The sequence below is a fragment of the Psychrobacillus sp. FSL H8-0484 genome, assembly GCF_038005325.1.
In the GTDB taxonomy this organism is placed as follows: domain Bacteria; phylum Bacillota; class Bacilli; order Bacillales_A; family Planococcaceae; genus Psychrobacillus.
Genome location: NZ_JBBOSZ010000001.1, coordinates 711,268 through 730,258 on the forward strand (window position 1 = coordinate 711,268; position 18,991 = coordinate 730,258).

Genomic DNA, 18,991 nt, shown 5'->3' on the forward strand with positions numbered 1-18,991 from the left:
GCGGGAAGGAATCTGTGCGGATTCTACCGTAAAATGTTCTATTCTATTGGAGAGTGGCTCAGTATCAAATCGATAACGTCAACAAGTCTTTTAAATCTGTATCCGACATTTCAGTTATCCACTGACTAGAATGAATGAGCTCTTCCGACAACGCTTGTTTTTCTACAAGCAGCTTGTCAATTTTCTCTTCTATCGTCCCAATGGTAATGAATTTATGCACATGGACAAAATTCGTTTGTCCAATCCGATAGGCACGGTCGGTTGCTTGATTTTCTACTGCAGGGTTCCACCAGCGATCGGCATGTAGCACATGGCTTGCAGCGGTTAAGTTTAAGCCAGTTCCACCTGCCTTCAAAGATAGAAGGAAAATAGGGAATTCTTTTGCTTGAAAAGCTTCTACTAAATGATCACGCTGATTTTTTGGCATACTACCTGTTAAAAATGGTGTATCAATGTCATAAAGTTCAGCTAGACAATGTTGTAGCAGATGTCCCATGCCAATGTATTGCGTAAAGATCAGACATTGCTCTCCACGGGCTGCAATTTCTCCAGCTAGAGTTACAATACGTGCAAGCTTCTCGGAGCGTTCTAGCATATCCTCTGCGTCATCAAATGGTTCTTTCAGATAAAGGGCAGGATGATTACATAGTTGCTTTAACTTACTTAGCATCTTCAAGATAAGCCCTTTCTTCTCAAATCCAGTAAGCGTATCCAACTTGCTCACTGTTTCCTGAATAAGCGATTCATACAAAGCAGCTTGCTCCGTAGTCAATGCGCAATATTCACGTTGCTCCAGCTTTTCAGGTAGGTTAAGCAGTAACTCAGGATCTTGCTTCGTTCTTCTCAGTAAGAAAGGCTGAATTTTTATGCGTAACTTATGCTTGGTGGAATCTGCATCATCGCGTTCAATTGGTGCGATGTAATTTTCCTGAAACTTACGGAATGATCCTAGATAGCCTTTATGAATAAAGTCGAAAATGGACCATAACTCCGATAATCTATTTTCTACAGGTGTTCCTGTTAAAGCTATATGGTGCCCTCCGGTTAGCTTGCGAATAGCACGAGATTGCTTCGTATGCATATTTTTAATGTTTTGCGCTTCGTCTAGTGTGATGCTAGACCACACAATCTCTTGAAGAGATTCAATATCTTGCATCGCTGTACCAAACGTTGTAATAACAACATCCGCAGTCAAATCTATTTCTTTCGTACGAGCAGATCCATAATGTGTATGCACTTTCAGCGAAGGAGCAAATTTGGCTAACTCTTTTTGCCAGTTCCCTAAAACGGAAGTTGGGCAAATGATAAGTGAAGGTGATTGCTGTTGTTCACCTTCATGTACGTGTAGTAAATAAGAAATTAACTGAACTGTCTTGCCGAGTCCCATATCATCCGCTAAACAAGCGCCAAATTTTTCATTGCGCATGAATACGAGCCACTCGAGACCGAGCTGCTGATAAGGTCGAAGGGTTGTCAATAAATTTGGTGAAACTTCGACAGTTGGAAATCCTTTTTTCTCGGAAAGCTGTTCCATAAGTGATTGAAGAGATTTCTGCATTTCAAATTGGAATAGCGGATCTTCTTCAGACTGTTCGTTATCGTCATCTAATGCGAGCGCGATTTCTTCTGGAATTTCTCGGAATAGAAGCTCTTTCACTGTCCAATTTTCATCTTCTGATTTCTTCATTAATTCACGAATCTGATGCATCCAAGCCGCGTCGATACGGAACCACTCATTACCTGCTTGAATGTAAGAACGATTTTCATTCACCATTTGCTGAAAATCTTCCGCAGAAATTTCTTGACCGTTTAAAGAGAAGCTCCAGTTAAATTGCAAAATCTCGTTGAGCCCAGCTGCCGTTTTATACGTATTAGCTGTTTTGGCAATCGTTTTGACCTTCATTTTCGTTTCCTTAACGGCCTTTAACCATGCAGGAAGGACAACTTCAAAACCAAGTGCTTGTAATTTTATTAAGTCATCACGAAGAAACATTCGTACTTCCTCATCGGTTAATGTAGATGAGAAGAATGTATCAAGATTGGATGGGTCAATGGAAGAAATAAGTGAAAATATTTTTGCTTGGGTTTCTTCAATATAGCTACCGAATTCATTCCATTTGTCTGGTAATGCTTCTTTAATTGGTAATGATTTTTTCCGAAATGCTGGCGTCCAGTATACACTGCTTTTTTTCCCACGTACGACTGTTTCTAGTAACCATGTATCATCAAGTCCCTCTGGTTCAGATAAACGCAATGCGACTAACAAACTAGGGTGAGTAGATTGTGATTTAATTGGCCAACCACCTTGTTGAAAAAATGGTACAAGTGCTGGAACGTCCTCCATCGTAAGACCTGCTTGGAATAGCTTTTGTTTCACTGCATTTTCAATAAGCACTTTCGCTTTTTCATCTATGTCGGCATTTACTTGAATCATGTTTCCATCGAGTTGTAATACACTCCATAATTCTGGATTAGACCACACGCTCGCAGTTTCTTTAAACGTCTGTATCCATCCCTCTGAATCATCATTTGCTCCTGAAAATGAAATAAAAGGATGTGCTTTTCCTGAAAATAGTTCAACCACTTCAACGGGTGTTGCGATTAGTGCATTTTCTTCCATTTGCGCGGTTAGTCCGAAAAAACTCTCGCGATGGTCTATATATAAAGAGGGAACCCACTGTTCTACTGGAGTGGCAGCAGATGTTAAGTGGAAGCTTCCGTTCTCGGTTTTATGAATAGTTAGGGAAAATTCTTTTGTAATAGATAAAGGCTGAGTCATAGTGGCAAGTTTCCTTTCTCTATTTCTTGTTGTAATGCACGAAGACGGCGATATTTTTCTCGGACATTTTCGACGTAAGCATTCCAATATTCCGTTTCATTAGATTTTTTCGCTACCTGTTTCATTTTCTTCCAAATTCGTACCGCTTGCTTGTAGCTGTATCGGTTTTTTTCTTGGATAAAACGCATCGCGTAATGATGATAAAGCGGAAGCAATACTTCAGGGGCTTCTTCCTTCACGATGGAAAGTCCACATGCCTCTGCATATTCAAGAGAAGAATTCGCTGACTGATGAAGCGCCATCCAATCTCGGTAACGGTTCTCTTTTAACAACAAATTCGAATAAGACTGTATGCCGTACAGCCCAAAGGATTTGTATAGGTTTTCAAGTTCTTCAGGCTCTAATCGTATAGAATCAAACAATAATTCTAATCTGCGTATAAGCATGACACGAGATGGGTTTTGAATCACTTCATTTAAATAGTACGAAATATGAGGCAATAGCTTTCTTGCAAGTTCATTCACTAATTCTTTATTAGCGGAATGAAGCGCCTTTTCACAGACTTCTACCCATTCCAGCAGTTGTTCTCTCTCCATACGTTCAGCCGCTTCCAGCAGTTCGTCTGTCTTAGACAAGGTAAGGTAGAAATACGGTAACACCATATTTAAAGGGATATCATCTTCTGTTTTATCAAGCTGTTGTAAGTATGCCACTTCTTTTTCGCGGGTTGCTTTGTCGGTCACAAGTGCATCCCAAAAAGACAAATACACATGCTTTCGATAGCGAATAAGCGTCTCCGTCTCCAAATAAAATGTACGAACTTGTTCCATCATTTCGTCGTAGAAGGGATCTGCTGCAAACATTCTAGGTTTGGAAGCGAGTTGGGACAAGTGATCATCCATTTCTTCTACAAATTCATTTAGAAAATGGAAGACTCGGTTGCGCATATTAGATTCAGCGAATGGCTCTAAATACGGCCATATTTTTATTAATATAGAAAGGTCTATATACACGTCAAAGATAGGTTGCCATTCGCGCTCAAATGGGCGAGACTTGCGTATCTGTGTTTTTAAATCATGGACTGCAAACTCTAACAAATAGAAACTAGCAGGTGGGTAATTTGAAATAAACTTACGGAAAAAATTATCGACAAGAATATTCCAGCTTCTAGGACTACGCTCATCTCTTAGTAAGCTCAACTGGGCGTGGTCTGCATTGGAACGCCAAGCTGAAATCCAATTCGACAACGAATCATTTTGTTGATACAAATAAAAAACTGCCGCCACAATATGTCGACAAGGCTTGTGCATTGGGCAAGGGCAGTGAAATGAATCGGTTAATAAATTATACGTAACATCAATATTGCTTACATCACGAATCGAAAAATCAACACTGTGATCCTGCGGATAGTAATTCGTGATAGAAACAGCACCATTTCGAACAAAGAAAGTTGCACGTCGAACGAGCTCCTCATCCTCTATAATAGCAGGATGTAGCTTCTTTTCGATTGTCTTCATCGACTCATCGATATACTTTTTATAATGTGTTGCAAGTTTTTGGTATGATGTAAGATTCAAACGGATCTCTCCTAAGAAAAAAGGCTTTCCTTCCATTATACGTATAAACGGTCACGAATAAAAGCCGTACGTCGAATCCTTCTTAAAAAAAACGGATGGTGTCCACAATGCTTCATATTATAAATGGCTTAGCAATGCCAATTAATAGAACAGCGCTTATCTTAAACGGTGGAAAACGAAAAAGCTTTTACCCATCCTAAGTTGGAGGAAATACCCCAACGTAGCATTAGCAAAAGCTTTAATCCTTTTTCATATTATTAGTAATGAAGCGTTTACGTTCTTTATCATCTGTTGAAGTGGATACTACCTGCATGGTGAAGTCTCGATATTCTTTCAAATGTATTACTTGCGAGACGTACTCCTCTTGAAAAGACTCTATATACCTTGTTCGACTTTCCCTTGCTTCAAGTCCGGGATTTTTACTTTTAAAAGGAATGTCCTTCAGCATATTAAAAAAGAGGTCTTGTGGGATGGCATAAACCTCCACAAATTTCATTAATAAATCAATTGGTATTGCCAAATCGCCTCTTTCATATTTCGACAAGACGGAATGATCAATACCTAGGCTCTTGGCAGCTTCCATTTGCGTAATTTCAAGTTGTTCCCGATATGCACGAATATGCTCGTAAAAGGCCATCCTATCCACTTCCCTTCGATATTCAATCAAGGATATCGAAATAATAGGAGGAAATAATTAAAATCGCCAAAATGGAGATTTTAATATAATTATATGATTTATAGTGTATATAGAATATATAATTACTATTACATATAAGTAATTTTTAGGAAATATATAGTTAGAATGGAGTGGTTAATGTGGAGAAAATACAGTTTTATATACCTAACTTGTTGGACTCAATAGATCAACATTCAAAATTAGGGCTTGATGAAGTAAAAGTAGTAGGGGTAAAAGGAAGTAACATAAAGTATTTTAAAGAGTATCCCAAAAAACAAATAACTTGTATCGATCAGATTGTGGCAGAGGATTTTGCGCTTTATGATATAAAACTCGATTTTCATGCAAAGACTATTTCTTTTTATCTAAAATGTGAAACAGAATATACGCAGTCTGAGATTTTACAAAAAGTTTTTCAAACGTTTGCTGTCAGATATAGTTCCAATAAAATTGGTTTTTTTCTTTATGCGGAAGGGAAAAATAGACCAAATTATGTGAGGAAATAAAGAAATAAATAATAAAAGCGAATGCAGTTGGCCTTCGCTTTTTTGTGTTGAATGCACTACACGAAATAATAGAATTGTGATATACTATAAATAATCAGAAAATTCAAACACTGAGGAGGGAATGAGATGTTACAAGTTCAGTTAATGAAACCTTTTTGCCGAAAGATTGAAGGAAATCGGATAAAGCTAGTGTTTGCATATCAATACTTCTCCATAAAAAAAGACAACGATCTCTTTCACTTTATTCCAGTGGAAGGAAAAGAAATTATTGTGAATGCACAGTCGTTACAAGTAGAAAACCTATCGGAAGTTTTTGTATTCCAAAATGGAAATCGATTCATCCGTCTACCACTATATCAATTACTACTCGTTTCCGACATTCATATACATCTTCAAACAATAATAGGAGCCGATGATCAGAATGAGTCAGGTGTTATCCTTTTGGAAAGTACCGAAGAAATAATCCGACAACTAGAGCAAGAAAACTATGAGAGAATGATTGACTACGCATTACTTCATAAAAATGCAGCTTTATTTAAAGAGCTACAACAATTAAAAGACTCTAACGGAGGCTATCAAGTTGAAAATCAATAAATAGAAAACACCTAACGAAAAACCAATTTTCGATAGGTGTTTTTATGTGCTTAAAATTTTGGCTCTGTTAACGATCATGTTGTTACCAGTCTAAAATACGCTCGCTTTCCGCAGGAGTTTCGCTGATTTTCGTCACAAAATATATTCTTCTAAAAAACAACAGCCTAATTTAACAAAGCCAAATTTTAAGAAGAGGTAATAAAGTAAAGAAACAAAACAAATCCACTTGACCCGAGCACTCCAAACAAAATGTCTCCCCAATTCAACCCTAATTTGTCGATTTTCATGTACCAAAACCCCCTTCATGTAAATTTCCCAGGAAATAACTCGATTAATGGTCTGAACTAAAATTCATCCAAAAGTTACCATCATCATTCCCTGAAACGCAACAAAATATACATAAAACCAAAATTATCCATTTTAATTACAGAGGTGTTACTGGTGCCTGGCACCAGTAACACCTCTGTAACAAATCGTCACTTTAGTATTACTAATAATGCACATAAAATTTTCTTTGATATGGCTATATTGCTATAAATGTATTAAAATATTGTGAAGAATTTTCTGCGTTATGGAGATTTTTGGGTTAAGATAGGTTTATATACTATAGAAAGGGGAATTGGAATGAGGAAGATATCCGTTTTAGCGTCCATTTTATTAGCACTTGGAATGTTATTGGTTCCAGTTTCAGCATTGGCTGCGCCTCTCGATGAGGTGAAGCAACTTGTTAGTGAGAATTATAAAGGCGAGCTTCCATCCAATTTACAAGACTTAAATTCGATTGATGCAATCATGGAGCAGCTCGATCCATATTCTACTTATTTTACGAAGGAAGAATTTGAATCATATACAAGCTCTATTAACAACACGACGACTGGTATTGGGATAGTTATTGAGGAACATGAAAAAGGTATAGAAATCGTCAGTACTTTTGAAGGAGCGGCTGCATGGGATGCAGGTATAGTACCAGGCGATATTATTCTATCAGTCGACGGCGTGCCTACTGAAAATATGTCGATTCAGCAAGCTTCTTCTATTATTATTGGAAAAGAAGGTACGACGGTTCGCGTAAAAGTTTTAAAAAATACTAATTTAATAGAAACGTACACATTAACTCGCAAGAAATTCAGCGTTCCTGTTGTGTCCAAGCAACTTTTATACGGCAATGTCGGGTATATCGGTATTAATTCATTTTCGGATAATGGCGCAACGCTCGTGCAACAAGCTAAAGATGCACTTTTAAAACAAGGGGCTACGTCCTTTATTCTAGATTTACGAAATAATGGTGGTGGCTATGTCCATACCGCAGAAGAACTTATTGGATTATTTCCAAATAGCCCAAACGCTTATATTCTTCAAACGAGAGATCAGAATGGGTTAGTACAAGCTACAAAACAATCTTCTTTATTTCCAAAAGATACAAAAGTACTTATTAATGGCTACAGTGCGAGTGCGTCAGAAATGACTGCTGCAGCGTTATTAGACCAAAAGTCAGCGAAACTTTATGGACAAACTACGTATGGAAAAGGCTCCATGCAAACCTTTTATCATTTATCGGATGGTTCCTATTTAAAGCTGACAGTTGCCAACTTTACTGGTCCAAAAGGTACGATTATCCATAAAACTGGTGTTAAACCACAAATCGTTACAGAAACAGGTCGAGAACTCACAAAAGCGCATCTAGACACGCTAATCGCAGCAAATAAAACCTATAAAAAACTAACCGCTCTTGTAGACGTACCGACAACTAAACAATTTACAGTAACATTTTCAAATAAAATACAAAACAATAATAAACAAAAAATGGAGCTAGTAAAGCTTGGAGGCACGAGTAGCGTTCCAGTAACGATAAAACAAAAATCCTCCAACCAGTTCATTGCAACACCAAACGCACCACTTGAAAAAGGAGCAGCATACTTACTACTCATTCATCCAACTTTCCAATCGGAAACTGGAGCGATGATGAAAACTGGTGCATATGTGGAAGTAACTGTTCAACCATAAGAGGGGGAACAAATTAATGTTTTTTGAATTTCGCTTTTGGAAATATCTTTTTAGCCAAAATGACTTAATCGTATCGCTGAAGGACAGTACGATGCGCCACTTTGAAAAACGCGTATGGTTCGTCGCGTTATGTGGTGTTATTCTTTTTGCACTCCGAGATATGTGGGGGATGCATACAGAAGATCTCACATCTATTTTCGTCAACGGTTATGACGATACATTTACTATTGCAAGAATTACATCATTGATAGGGGCAGTTATCGGCTCCTTTCTTTATATGGTGTTTCATTTCTTCGGAATGGCCTTTTTATTACATAAAATGACTAGTGTCGATTTATCAAAAGTGACCGTAGTACAACTTTTTGTAGTCGCACTATTCTTGATGGAAAAAGCATTTACCTTTTTCCTATATGCAATCGTCGGCTACACAACGGATTTTTCTATATTATCCTTTGGTCCGCTTGCAGCAACGTTTCTAAGTAATGAATTCTTTATTTACTTTTTTAATGAATTAACGATTATTACAGGGGTAATCATTGCAATTCAGTTTCGTTTTCTACGTGCATTCACTACAATATCGGCTCGCAATCTATTTATTATGTTAATAGTAATTCAGCTTCTACTCGCATGCATGACCGCGGGTATCGAAGTACTCCCGATTGCATCATGGTTCGAAAGGGGGACAACTGGATGAATAAATGGCTTGTAATCGGTATATCAATTGTCGTCTCGATCTTCATTGCAGCAAATGCGGTAATGTTATTTTCAAATAAAAGCGAGATTACTAGATCTTATTATGTGAATGAGTACGATCGTGTGTACGAAAACACCTTTACAAAAGAACTAGAAAAAGAATCGGTCATCGTTCCAGTAAATGAGAGCACGGTCACGATTGATGTAGACGCGGTAAATGATATCCTCGTCGCAGCAGGAGACAGTGTGCAACAAGGCACAGAACTTGTCCAACTAAAAACAGAATCTGCCGATGACCAACGAATGCTTTGGCAAACGGAGCAACAAGCATATATGAAAGAGCAATCTCAGCTAAATCAAATCATTGGGAATCTTGAATCAGAGCGCGCGAAAGCAAACTCTACCTCATCTAATAATGGCACGACAACAGGTAACACAGAAGATGAGGTGATAGATGTAAATGTCCAAGTAGACGTGAACGTTTCACAAGAAGGTAACTTTGCACATGCAATTGCTGAGGCGGAACAAAAACTGGCGGAAGTAACTAGAAAATTGCAAATCGTCAGCGCCCAACTAAGTCAGGAATCAGGCGAGCTTGCGCTACTTAGCCCAATAGAAGGCAGCATAGCAGCCATTGAAGAACGTAATGGAAAGTATTTCATTGACATTTACGGCAATGAAAAATCTGTTATCACGTTCGCAAATGAAGTTGAATGGCATCAAATCAAAGATGGCCTGCAAGTGAAAAACTACTCGTCCCATCTAGAAGGTGTTGTTGAAGGAAGCATCCTCGCCAAAGCAGAAGTACCAGCGAACGCGTCCAAATGGCTAACAGCATACGAACAATTCGGAAATAAAACCGAGGAACCTGTATACGAAATGCAAATCGCATTAGAAGAGCAACGCATAGCATTACCATTCGGCGCTAACATAAACTCCGTCATCATCACAGATGAAGCAGAGAAAGCAGTGCGCGTAAAAACAAAGTGGCTTCTAAATCGATCAAAAGAATTAGCAGAAGTATACACACTAACAAATGAAGGTCGAATCATGCGCTCACCTGTCACTGTCCCATTCGATGTAAAACAATATGCCATTTTATCAGATGGACTGCAGAGTGAAAGTGTCGTATTAAACGCCGATCCCAAAAACGTAGATGCTCCAGCATTCCTACCTTTCCCACTAGACCTACCATCATGGAGTAGCATCAAAGCAGTCAGCTGGAAGGACTATATGAAATACTTAACTTATAAATAGAATAGTGTTCCATCGAAAGCAATCGGGAGCCGAACCGCTCCCGATTGTTTTTTCTATTTGTTACAGAAGTATTACTGGTGCCTGGCACCAGTAATACTTCTGTAACACTCCTGGTGCCAATAATACTTTTATGACTACTATTAACAAGTCAATTTAACTTCGTTATACTAAAGGAATCATTATAAAATACAAGGGTGGATGAAAGATGGATCATGGATTTAAAATTGCACATCGAGAGGCGCTAATTGGGGTAGGACTTGCGATTGTTCATTTTGTTTGGTGGTTTGGTTTTGCTTATGGGCTTGGCTCACGACCAGTAGAGGAGTATACTTATATACTTGGTTTCCCAGATTGGTTTTTCTATAGCTGTATCATAGGATTCATTTTAGTATCTGTGACCGTTATTATTCTTGCGAAATTTGTGTTGAAGGATGTTTCGTTTGAAGAGGAGGGAGATGAGCTATGAATATCGGTGTGATTATACCGCTCATTATTTTTCTAGCAATTATTTTTTTCATTGGCTTTTGGTCTAGTAAAAAACTAGAGGAGTCCACTGGCGGATTTCTACAAGAGTATTTTTTAGGTGGGCGAGAACTTGGTGGTTTTGTTCTAGCAATGACGATGGTTGCGACGTATGGAAGTGCATCTAGCTTTTTAGGTGGGCCTGGTACAGCCTATACGATGGGCTTTGGCTGGGTTTTACTTGCGATGACACAAGTTGTCACGGGCTATTTCGTGTTGCTGATTTTAGGTAAGAAGTTTGCGATTTTAGCTCGTAGGTACAATGCCATCACGTTAATTGATTTTCTAAAAGTGCGCTATAACAGCACAGTAGTCGTATTACTTGCGGCCGCTAGTATGATTATCTTTTTATTTTCCGCTATGACGGCACAATGGGTTGGCGGCGGCCGCTTGATCGAGTCGTTAACAGGGATGCAATATACAACAGCTTTATTTATTTTCGCGGTTTCCGTTTTGGTGTATGTAGTGATCGGAGGCTTCCGCGCGGTTGCGGTAACAGACGCTGTGCAAGGTGGAGTTATGGTCGTCGGGACACTCGTTCTATTGATCGCAGTTATTATTGCTGGTGGCGGGGTACCGAATATTATGCAGGATCTTCTTGCGGAAAATCCAAATCTTGTGACGCCATACGGCAATGAAGGAAATTTATCCGCTGCATATGTATCCTCCTTTTGGATACTTGTCGGAGTAGGTGTTGTCGGGCTTCCGCAAATGGCAGTGCGTGCGATGTCGTATAAAAACACACGCTCAATGCATCGTGCACTTGTAATTGGAACAATTGTCACTGGTTTCATTATGCTGAACATGCATCTGATCGGAATCTTTGCTCGACCAATTTTACCTGGAGTGGAAGTGGCAGATACAGTCATTCCGCTTGTCGCACTGAAGGTTCTTCCTGCATGGCTTGCGGGTATTGTCCTGGCAGCGCCATTAGCTGCAATTATGTCGACGGTCGACTCACTCCTAATTTTAGTAAGTTCTTCTATCGTAAAGGATGTCTATATCAATTATCTTAATCCAAATGCAAGCGAGAAAAAGGTGAAACGCCTCAGCTTTGGGGTGACGACTCTTTTAGGTTCCGTTGTCTTTTTATTAGCATTGAATCCTCCTGATCTGCTTATTTTCTTAAATCTTTTTGCGTTCGGTGGTTTAGAGGCGGCCTTTATTTGGCCAGTCGTGCTTGGTCTTTATTGGTCTTATGGCAATAAATACGGTGCAATTGCATCGATGGTCACAGGTATCATGTCTTATATTGCAATACATTTTTATAATCAAGCAAATGGCAACCTATTCGGTGTGCACACAGTTGTTTTACCAGTTATCTTATCGCTTATCGCATATGTGATATGCAGTTTATTAATCAAAAAAACAAAATACGTATTCTAACAAGGAGGTCCTCAGATGAAGCAATTAAATATTTACATAATGCTCGTGTTTGTCATGTTCGTTTGGGGAGCAAACCTACCGATCCTTAAATACTTAGTATCAGTAGTTCCCCCTGTCACACTAACAGCATTTCGAATTCTTACTGCTGGTTTAGTAGTGCTTGTGATTTTATGGCAAATGAAACTACTGCGTAAGCCAACAAAACAAGAATGGAAATACATATTATTAGGGGCGCTGACGAATGTAGTTGCTCATCACTATTTTCTGAACATGGGACTTGCCATTACAAGTGGAACCCACGGAGGACTTATATTAGGGACAGGTCCAATGTTAACGGCTATTTCTGCGGCATTTATATTGAAATACTCTCCTACACGGATTCAGTGGCTTGGACTCGTATTGGGTCTTTCCGGAGTGAGCGTGTCCATATTAGTGGGCGGAGGAGAATCCAGCGGAGCAAACCTTGGGGATTTCTATGTTTTCCTCGCTATTTTAGCGCAAGTACTAAGCTATATGGTCGTGAGTAAAGCTGCAAGAACGCTTGATCCAAGACTGTTGACAGCCTATATGATGATGATCGGCTCCATTGTTTTAATTGTCATCAGCTTTGTGCAAGAACCTGGGGGAGTATATGCATTTTCAGAAACAACGCCATTCTTCTGGGGATTATTTATAATATCGGCCATCGTTTGTACAGCTGTTGGGCATCTCATGTACAACTATGCGGTCGGTAAAGCTGGCGCAACAAAAGCGGCCATCTTTATGAACCTTAACCCAATATTTTCATTACTTCTTTCCGCCATTTTCTTAGGTGAAATACTAAACATCCGCCACTTCATCGGCCTCATCCTCATCGTAGCCGGTGTTATGCTCGGATCCGGAGCAGCGGAAGATATGTGGAAAAAAAGAAAAGCGAACATGTCGTCAACTTAAAGTATAAAACTTTATATAATGTGGAAAAGAAACGCCTGTAAAATTCATATATTGGATTTTACAGGCGTTTTAAATTGGAATATCTCTATACATCTATAATGCAAAAACACTCTGTTCATCTAGTAAACAATAGGAAAGAGGTTATGTGAATTGAACACAAAAGGAAACTTTTTAATCCAATTGGCATAAGATTAAATTAGTGCTAATTAGCATATATGCATTTTTATCATTCTCATTGCACCCTAATGCAGCAAATATGGAAAAGAGTATTTATTACGTATCCAAAAATGGCAATGATTCAAATGATGGAACCTTAGAGTCTCCATGGAAAACAATTCAAAAAGCAGCCGATACACTAATGCCATATCCTTAACTTTAACGATCAATTAAAGGAAGGTTATGGAGAAATAACCCTTCATTCAAATACATAATAAAATCAATTTATAAATAACGTAATTTACAGTCATAACAAAAAGGAAGAAGCAATTTATTTATAAACAATCGCATTTATTCATTTACCAAAAAACCTTCTCTAGCCAAAATGATTACAACCAAAATAAAGAACCTGTCCGATGAAAAGAAAAGTGATTAATAAAAAAAGTGAATAGGCAGGTAAGTGGGATGAGGGTATTAATTTCTGGAGGGTACGGTTTTATTGGATCTCATGTTGCAGACAAGTATTACAAAGAAGGATATGAAGTTTTTATTATCGATGATTTTTCTTCAGGGAAAAAAGAAAATATTTCATTTAAACATAAAAATTACGAGTTATCAGTGGATGATCCAAAATGCGAAGAAATCTTCAAATCGTATCGTTTTGATGTAGTTGTTCATTTAGCTGCACAGGTAAGTGTTGCAAGATCAATCTTAAATCCAAGAGAAGATATAGAAACAAATGTTGTTGGGCTAGTTAATATCCTAACGCTTTCTCATAAATATCTGGTGAAAAAATTTATTTTTGCTTCCTCCGCAGCGGTATACGGCATAAATGATCATCTTCCATTGAAGGAGGAAGAAGGATGCAATCCTATCTCCCCTTATGGAATAAGTAAATGGATGGGGGAAGAATACTGCCAAAAATGGAAGGAAATACATCATTTTGAGAGTGTTTGTTTTCGATTTTCGAATGTATATGGACCTAGACAAAGTAATGAAGGAGAAGGTGGGGTAGTCTCCATCTTTCTTAATAGAATTATCAACAACAAACCATTAGAACTCTATGGTGACGGAGAGCAAACACGAGATTTTATCTATGTAGAAGATGTTGCAAATGCTATTTTTAGAGCTTCTAAATCTAACATAGAGGGAATATTTAATTTATCGACAAATCAAGAGCATAGTATTAATCATCTATTAGGAATGTTGAAAAACATGCATGGGGAATTCCAAGTAAAAACCTTCCCAGCTAAAGATGGTGATATTGCCAAATCGGTATTAAGTAATCAAAAGGTGAAGGGCGAATTAGATTGGAGCCCGACATATGATATGGAAACAGGTTTAGAAAATACGTATAAATGGGCGATGGAGAAGCAAGCAGTACAAGAAAGTACTAAACCGATTATTACAACAAAGAAGAGGTCTACCATCTATCGAAAAATCCAACCTTATATTGAAAATCTATTAGCATTTTTATTTATCACGTGGCTTACATTAACGAACCAAGTAAGTACTCTAAATACTTTTGATGTTGGAATTTTTTACATCGTTGTTATAGGGGTTATATACGGAAACAGACAATCGATTATAGCGGTAGGATTATCGGTAGGGTTACTTGTCGTTGAAAAACTATTGGAAGGTAGAGAAATTGTTTCCTTACTATACGATACTTCTTTCTATTTCCAATTTGCCCTCTTTCTATTTGTAGGATTGGTAGTAGGTTATTTTACTCACCGTAAAAATGATATGCTTAAAGAGCAAAAGTCAAAAATGAAAAACTAGAAAACCGGTAAAGCTATTTGAATGGAGTTTATACGGAAGTTAGAGAAGTAAAAAAATAACTCATTTTTTAGATTAATAGTAAATGTAAATGGCTCGTAAGGATTGAGTTCGGTACTGTACCGGAATTAATCCTTTTAATTTTGTCTTTTTGTGGTTACAAACTGAGTCACAGAATTGCTCATTGTTACAGAGTTATTACTGGTGCCTGGTACCCGTAATACATCTGTAATAATACTTTTTACTTTCTACCCCCAGAAGATGTGGTTGTCCCACGAATAATAAGGTGTCCGGAGATATAGAGGACAAATATTAGTCGAGGTGATTGAGAAATGAACATGAAATTCAAGAAAACTAGTGCAGCTTTATTAGTTGCGACAATGACGTTAACAGGAGCAGGTTACGCTTGGGCGGATGAAAATTTGTTTGATACAGTAGATTTAAAAGATGTAATGAATCAAAATGAAAAAGAGACGGAAGAAACGCCAGTAGCAACAACTGGAGACACTGAATCCGTTGTTACAACAGAAGATTCTGTAGGATTGGATATTAAAATTCCTGAAGGATATCCTGCAGGTAATCTTGAAGCACTTTCAAAAGCATATGAAAATGCAGGAAGTGAAACAGCAAAAGCAGCAATTAAACGAAACGCTGAACGAGCTATCGCTAAATTTGAAGCTTCTCAACAACAAGAAACAGAAACTCCAGAAGTAGAAGAACCAAAAACAGAAGAACCAAAAACAGAAGAACCAGTAGTAGAAAAACCTGTAGTGGAAGAACCAGCTAAGGTAGAAGCTCCAAAAGCTACAACTAAGAAAGAAGAAAAATCTGCTGAAAAAGAAGAACGCAAATCCCTTCAAGCAGAGCAAAAAGAAGAGCTTAAAGCTCTAAAAGAAGAGCATAAGGAAGAAAGAAAAGCTCTTAAAGAAGAATACAAAGCTGAAAAACACGAAAATAAAAAGAACAATAAAGAAGATAAATAATTATTAAATATATAGAACCGCTTTTCATTTTCCGCAAAGCCGTATACAATCAAAAGGCATTCGGATGAAGTGAGAACGGAGGGTATGTATGCTTTTGTCCATTATTCATGGTTTTTACAAAACAAAAACAAATATGAGCGAGCTTGCTAAAAAGGCGAAAGCAGGCAATGAGGAGGTTCTTAATGACCTCCTTTTTGCCAATACTCCTTTTATGAAAAAAACAGCGTCTTTTGTTTGTAAACGACCAATTGATGAACACGATGAAGAATTTAGTGTGGCAATGAATGGATTTCATGAAGCAGTTATGGCTTTCGATGCAAACGAAAACGCCTCTCTTCAAACATTCGCTCACTTAATAATAAAAAGAAGATTAGTAGATTACATTCGGAAAGAATCCGTAAGAAATGAAAAAGTTATGTTACTTCACCTGGAGAATGAAGAATCCTCGTCAACGCAACATTATTTATTCGATGAAAAATCGATTCATACATACACAGAAGAACAAATATCTGCAGCAAGAAGAGAAGAACTTTCAGTTTACAACAACTCACTAAAGGAATTTAACTTGTCCTTTGAAGAACTAACACGCGCAGCTCCGAAGCATGTAGATGCACGAAAAACTGCATTTCAAATAGCTCAAATTATTGCAGAATCGGAAGAACTCTATAACTATTTAATGATAAATAAAAGATTACCTTTGAAAGAAATCGAAGCATTGGTTGAGGTATCACGAAAGACATTGGAGCGGCATCGGAAATATATGATTGCTGTTGTACTACTGTTAAACAGTGACTTCGTTTATATAAAAGACTATGTTAAAGGAGAAATCATATGATGCGCGCGTACAGAGGCATTGTTTGCGAAAAGAATATTAACGATATGATTTTTCTGACGAGCGAAGGAGAATTTGTTCATGGCATTCCGCTAGTCACTGATCCAGAAGTGGGCGAAGAAGTGGAGTTCCATTTAGTAACAACTACCAACCTTCGACGAAAACGAATGAAACCCTTTTTCATTGGGCCAGCTCTAATCGCAGCAGTGCTACTGGTATTTTTAGTAGCATCATTGATTCCTCAAACGAATAGTGCATACGCATACGTACAAGTAGAAGGTGACCAGGCAATCGAATTTGGCGTGGATGGAGAAGGCAATGTCGTGTCGCTACGATCACTAGATGAAGCACCAAATTTAGAGCTTCAAGATTGGGAAGGACTTCCTATTGGCATCGTATTAGCAAAAGTAGTGAAAGAAATAGCACCAAAAAATGATGAACTTGCAGTAACAACAGTGTATGAGAAGCAAGGTCAGGCGGAATTAAAAAAACGGATAGACCAAGCTGTGAATAAAATCAGCAATGACCATGCAGAGAAAAAGTGGAGTATACAAGAAAGCACTGTGCAAGAAAGAAAAGAAGCAAACAAAAATAACAAATCTATAAAAAAATTCAAGCAAAAAGAACAGCATCTACCAGCAGTAGAGCAAAAAATTGAAAATCCTGCTACCAAAAATCAGCCAGAAAAACAAAAAATACCTGACCAATCAAACAAAAAAGAAAAAGATAAAGAAAAGAACACGCCAAACCCGAATAATAATAAAGAAAAATCAACTCCAGCTAATAAACAATTAAATAACAATAATGAAAAACAACAAGAAAATAAGAATCAAAATAAATCACCAGCTTCCCAAGAGAAATCCGAAAATCATAACAACGTCAACAGCAATAACAAAGGTAATAACAAAAATAATGACAACGGCGGAAACAAAAACGAGCACAGCAACAAAGATAACAATAACGGTAATAACCCAATCAAATAATAGGACTACCAAAAGAGCGATATCAAATCGCTCTTTTTTTTGTGAAAAAATGGCTGAAAGCGACAAACCTGCTCACGAAAGGAACAAACCAAGCCACGAACACGACAAATCCACCGATGAACACGACAAACATCCCACTAAATTACAAGTGTGTTACTGGTGCCTGGCACCCGTAACACACCTGCAATATGTATTTATAAAATTAAATAAATATATAAAAATACATTTGACTTTATATTTATGCAGTATTATACTAATTTCTATCTTAGTGAAGAGGTGATAGATATGAAAGTTGGTATTATTGGCGCAACAGGATATGGCGGCCTTGAATTAATAAGACTTCTACATAATCATCCTGAAATCGAAAGGCTTGACCTGTTTACATCTTCTGATGAAGGAAGTGTCTTTTCGAATAAATATACACATCTTTTGAATATCCATGACGAGCCTCTTCTTAAAATCGAGCATGATAGACTGACAGATTACGATGTGCTTTTCACTAGTACGCCCTCAGGGGTTTCTACTGAACTTTTACCACCTCTAATTGGAAAAGGTCCGAAACTCATCGATTTATCTGGTGACTTTCGTTTAAAAGATGCAGTTGAATACGAGCAGTGGTACAAAAAAACACCGGCTCCAGCGGAAGCAATCGAAAAATCTGAATACGGTCTCACAGAATGGAATGAAAACGCAATCGTACAAGCACCCTTAATCGCAAACCCAGGATGCTATCCGACAGCGGTTCTGCTCTCATTGTTACCACTCATCAAAGAAAACTTGATCGACGCAACACAACTCGTAATCGATGCAAAAAGTGGCATTTCAGGTGCAGGAAACAAGCCAAACCAAATGACAAATTACAGCGAGACGAATGAAAACACAGCCATTTACAAACTACATCAACACCAACATATACCCGAAATTGAGCAAGCAATTCAAACCTTTGCGAATCAAACATCACCAATCACATTCACGACACATCTCGTACCGATGACAAGAGGCATCCTAGCAACCAGCTATGCCCCCGTCAACGAAGGCGTAACTGAAAAACAACTCACCAACGTACTACAGGAAGCTTACGCAAATCACCCGTTCGTTCGGATCATTAAAGATACAAATAAATTCGGAACAAACCAGGTGTACGGTTCCAATTTCTGTGATATCCATGTCAAAGTCGATCTGCGCACAAACCGCGCGACTATTGTATCCGTTATTGACAATCTCGTAAAAGGTGCTGCCGGGCAGGCAATCCAAAACATGAACGTCCAGTTCAACCTAGACCAAACGACTGGTCTCAAGCACGTCCCACTATTCATTTAAAACAAGGAGGA

Annotated in this window: 16 protein-coding genes; 13 read left to right on the forward strand and 3 right to left on the reverse strand. The window is 38.0% G+C overall.

The window, feature by feature from the left end:
* Positions 1-64: 64 nt before the first annotated feature.
* From MHH81_RS03420 to MHH81_RS03430, 3 genes are all read right to left on the reverse strand, one after another.
* Positions 65-2,779, reverse strand: a complete 2,715-nt coding sequence (locus MHH81_RS03420) for a DEAD/DEAH box helicase (protein ID WP_340917893.1) — start codon at positions 2,777-2,779, stop codon at positions 65-67.
* Positions 2,776-4,356: a hypothetical protein gene (locus tag MHH81_RS03425; protein WP_340917895.1), complete on the reverse strand. Its 1,581-nt coding sequence runs from the start codon at positions 4,354-4,356 to the stop codon at positions 2,776-2,778. Before MHH81_RS03425 ends, MHH81_RS03420 begins: the two co-directional genes overlap by 4 nt.
* A 238-nt stretch (positions 4,357-4,594) precedes the next feature.
* A complete protein-coding gene (locus MHH81_RS03430; protein ID WP_340917897.1) occupies positions 4,595-4,993 on the reverse strand; it encodes a helix-turn-helix domain-containing protein in 399 nt (132 codons plus the stop codon).
* A 179-nt stretch (positions 4,994-5,172) separates the two neighbouring features.
* Here MHH81_RS03430 and MHH81_RS03435 point away from each other — a divergent pair, with 179 nt between their 5' ends.
* The 13 genes from MHH81_RS03435 (at position 5,173) to argC (ending at position 18,980) form a co-directional block, all read left to right on the forward strand.
* Positions 5,173-5,538, forward strand: coding sequence for a hypothetical protein (locus MHH81_RS03435; protein ID WP_340917899.1), 366 nt, complete (start codon positions 5,173-5,175; stop codon positions 5,536-5,538).
* Positions 5,539-5,664: 126 nt separating this feature from the next.
* Positions 5,665-6,132, forward strand: a complete 468-nt coding sequence (locus MHH81_RS03440) for a transcriptional regulator (RefSeq protein ID WP_340917901.1) — start codon at positions 5,665-5,667, stop codon at positions 6,130-6,132.
* 624 nt (positions 6,133-6,756) lie between these two features.
* Complete coding sequence (locus MHH81_RS03445; RefSeq protein ID WP_340917903.1) at positions 6,757-8,136, forward strand: S41 family peptidase; 1,380 nt, start codon at positions 6,757-6,759, stop codon at positions 8,134-8,136.
* Positions 8,137-8,152: 16 nt separating this feature from the next.
* Complete coding sequence (locus MHH81_RS03450; protein WP_340917905.1) at positions 8,153-8,830, forward strand: hypothetical protein; 678 nt, start codon at positions 8,153-8,155, stop codon at positions 8,828-8,830.
* Positions 8,827-10,086 (forward strand): efflux RND transporter periplasmic adaptor subunit, encoded by a 1,260-nt coding sequence (locus MHH81_RS03455; protein ID WP_340917906.1) that lies wholly within the window; start codon positions 8,827-8,829, stop codon positions 10,084-10,086. Before MHH81_RS03450 ends, MHH81_RS03455 begins: the two co-directional genes overlap by 4 nt.
* A 205-nt stretch (positions 10,087-10,291) precedes the next feature.
* Entirely contained in the window at positions 10,292-10,552 is a 261-nt protein-coding gene (locus MHH81_RS03460) for a YhdT family protein (protein WP_340917908.1), read from the forward strand.
* Entirely contained in the window at positions 10,549-11,994 is a 1,446-nt protein-coding gene (panF, locus tag MHH81_RS03465) for a sodium/pantothenate symporter (protein WP_340917910.1), read from the forward strand. Before MHH81_RS03460 ends, panF begins: the two co-directional genes overlap by 4 nt.
* Before the next feature lie 15 nt (positions 11,995-12,009).
* A complete protein-coding gene (locus MHH81_RS03470) occupies positions 12,010-12,927 on the forward strand; it encodes a DMT family transporter (protein ID WP_340917912.1) in 918 nt (305 codons plus the stop codon).
* A gap of 621 nt (positions 12,928-13,548) precedes the next feature.
* Positions 13,549-14,865 carry an NAD-dependent epimerase/dehydratase family protein gene (locus MHH81_RS03475; protein ID WP_340917914.1) on the forward strand — a complete coding sequence of 439 codons (1,317 nt, stop codon included), beginning with the start codon at positions 13,549-13,551 and terminating at the stop codon, positions 14,863-14,865.
* A gap of 329 nt (positions 14,866-15,194) precedes the next feature.
* On the forward strand, positions 15,195-15,845 hold the full coding sequence (locus tag MHH81_RS03480) for a hypothetical protein (protein WP_340917917.1): 651 nt from the start codon (positions 15,195-15,197) through the stop codon (positions 15,843-15,845).
* 88 nt (positions 15,846-15,933) lie between these two features.
* Entirely contained in the window at positions 15,934-16,680 is a 747-nt protein-coding gene (gene sigI, locus MHH81_RS03485) for an RNA polymerase sigma-I factor (protein WP_340917919.1), read from the forward strand.
* The gene (locus MHH81_RS03490; RefSeq protein ID WP_340917921.1) at positions 16,677-17,660 is read left to right on the forward strand and encodes an anti-sigma factor domain-containing protein; all 984 of its coding nucleotides are present in this window, start codon (positions 16,677-16,679) and stop codon (positions 17,658-17,660) included. The genes sigI and MHH81_RS03490 overlap by 4 nt, the downstream gene beginning before the upstream one ends.
* A 285-nt stretch (positions 17,661-17,945) precedes the next feature.
* Positions 17,946-18,980 carry an N-acetyl-gamma-glutamyl-phosphate reductase gene (gene argC / locus MHH81_RS03495; protein WP_340925104.1) on the forward strand — a complete coding sequence of 345 codons (1,035 nt, stop codon included), beginning with the start codon at positions 17,946-17,948 and terminating at the stop codon, positions 18,978-18,980.
* Positions 18,981-18,991: the final 11 nt, after the last annotated feature.